The 2,226-nt window shown below is 62.1% G+C and carries 1 protein-coding gene; it reads right to left on the reverse strand.

Annotation, left to right across the window (positions count from 1 at the left end; translation table 11 throughout):
* Window positions 1-171 precede the first annotated feature (171 nt).
* Window positions 172-1,962, reverse strand: coding sequence for an ABCB family ABC transporter ATP-binding protein/permease (locus FCL40_RS18345; RefSeq protein WP_136854721.1), 1,791 nt, complete (start codon window positions 1,960-1,962; stop codon window positions 172-174).
* Window positions 1,963-2,226: the final 264 nt, after the last annotated feature.

Here is a 2,226-nt window from a genome sequence, read left to right on the forward strand (position 1 = left end):
AACAGGGTGCTCCCAATCCCGCTCGCACCCTCGTCTCCCTGGCGGACGCCAGGGTCCAGTGGCTTTGTCATCCCTCTACGTTCACCCGAGGCATGTCGGCAGAGACTCAGGCGGTGGGCTCTAAGACGCTGGGCTCCGGCGTTCGCCGGAGTGACGCTGCAATGAAACAGGTCAGTCGGTACTGCGTTCCTGCTGCTGCACCCGCCACAGGGCAGCGTAGCGCCCCCCTTTGGTCAGCAGCTGCTGATGGCTGCCCTGCTCGACGATCTCACCCTGATCCAACACCAGGATCTTGTCGGCATCCACCACGGTGGAGAGCCGGTGGGCAATCACCAGGGTGGTCTGCTCCCGAGCGATCTCCGACAGGGCGGTGAGGATATGCTGCTCCGAATGGCTGTCCAAAGAGGAGGTGGCCTCATCGAACACCATGATCGGCGGATGCTTGAGGATGGCCCGGGCGATGGCCACCCGCTGCTTTTCGCCGCCGGAGAGCTTCAGGCCGCGCTCCCCCACCAGGGTCTGCTCGCCCTCGGGCAGGCGGGTAATAAACTGGTCCAGATGGGCCAGCCTGATCGCCCGCCACACCTCCTCGTCATCGGCGTCCACCTTGCCATAACGGATGTTCTCGAAGATGGAGGTGTTAAACAGCACCGTGTCCTGGGGCACCACACCAATATTGCGGCGCAGCGAACTCTGGGTCACCGAGTCGATGGCCTGACCATCGATGCGAATCGCCCCGCCACTGACCTCATAGAAGCGGAACAGCAGCTTAAACAGGGTGGACTTGCCGGCGCCGCTGCTGCCGACGATCGCCACCTTCTGCCTGGGCTCCACCCGGAAACTGACCCCCTTGAGGATGGGGCGCTCAGGGTGGTAGTGGAAATGGACATCGTCAAACTCGATGGCCCCGTCGGTCACTGCCAGCCGCCCGGCACCGGGCTTGTCCTCCACCAGCGGCTTGCGGCCCAGCAGGTCGAACATCCTCTCGATGTTGGCCAGAGAGCCCTTCATCTCCCGGTAAACAAAGCCAAGGAAATTCAGCGGCATAAAGATCTGCATCATGAAGCTGTTGATCAGCACAAAGTCACCCAGGGTCATGGCGCCGTCGACCACGTCGGATGCCGCCAGCACCATGGCGGCGGTCATCGCCAGGGCGATGATCAGCGCCTGACCACCGTTGAGGGCAAACAGGGAGAGGCGGTTGCGACGGCGGGCGTTCTCCCACTGCGCCAGCTCCTGGTCGTAATGGCGACTCTCGTGCTCCTCGTTGGTGAAGTACTTCACCGTTTCGAAGTTGAGCAGGCTGTCCACCGCCCGGGTGCTGCTCTGGGACTCGGCCTCGTTCACCTGACGGACGAAATCGGTGCGCCACTCGGTGGCCACCACCGAGAAACCGATGTAGGCCACCACCGCCAGCAGCACGATTAGGGCAAAGCCCACGTGATAGTTCCACCACAGCAGCCCCACCACCAGGGCGATCTCCAGCAGGGTGGGCACGATGTTGAACACCATGAAACGCATCAGGAAGCTGATGCCGCTGGTACCCCGCTCGATGTCCCGGGAGACACCGCCGGTGCGGCGCTCCAGGTGGAACGCCAGATCCAGGTTGTGCAGGTGACGGAACACCTTCAGGCCGACCCGGCGCATGGCCCGCTCGGTGATGCGGCCGAACAGGGTATCTCTGAGCTCACCGAAGAGCACGTTGGAGAAACGCACCAGGCCATAGGCCAGCAGCAGCGCCAGGGGGATGGCGGTGACATTGGCCATCTCCCCCACCCCATCGAGGTTGTCGACAATGTGCTTGAGGATGAAGGGCAGACCCACACTGGCGACCTTGGCCGCCACCAGGCAGGCCAGCGACAGCCCCAGGATCACCCGGAACTCCAGCAGGTAGGGGAACAGCGACTTGAGCACACCGAAATTCACGCTTTTGTAATGGACCACCGACCCGTATCGCCGCATTCCAGACTTCCTATATCCAACTGATTGACTGCGCGCATATTATCCTCCTTTTTACGGGGGATTTCTTGTTTGGTTTTCCGAGGAGGGTTCGGCACGCAACTGCGGCCATAGGTTAAAACACTCTCTCCATTGCACATGCACCATCGTCTCCCTGGTGAACGCCAGGGTCCAGTGGCTTTAAGCAGCAACGGAAGGTCACCCAAGGTCCCCACAGCACTCAAAGCCCCTGCGAGCCAAGACACTGGGCTCCGGCGTGCGCCGGAG

Origin of the sequence: Ferrimonas sediminicola, from assembly GCF_005116715.1 — a bacterium.
Lineage (GTDB): Bacteria > Pseudomonadota > Gammaproteobacteria > Enterobacterales > Shewanellaceae > Ferrimonas > Ferrimonas sediminicola.

Bases quoted from the DNA above. Each gene is read 5' to 3' on its own strand.
- FCL40_RS18345 (WP_136854721.1), bottom strand. From the start codon at position 1,962: ATGCGGCGATACGGGTCGGTGGTCCATTACAAAAGCGTGAATTTCGGT.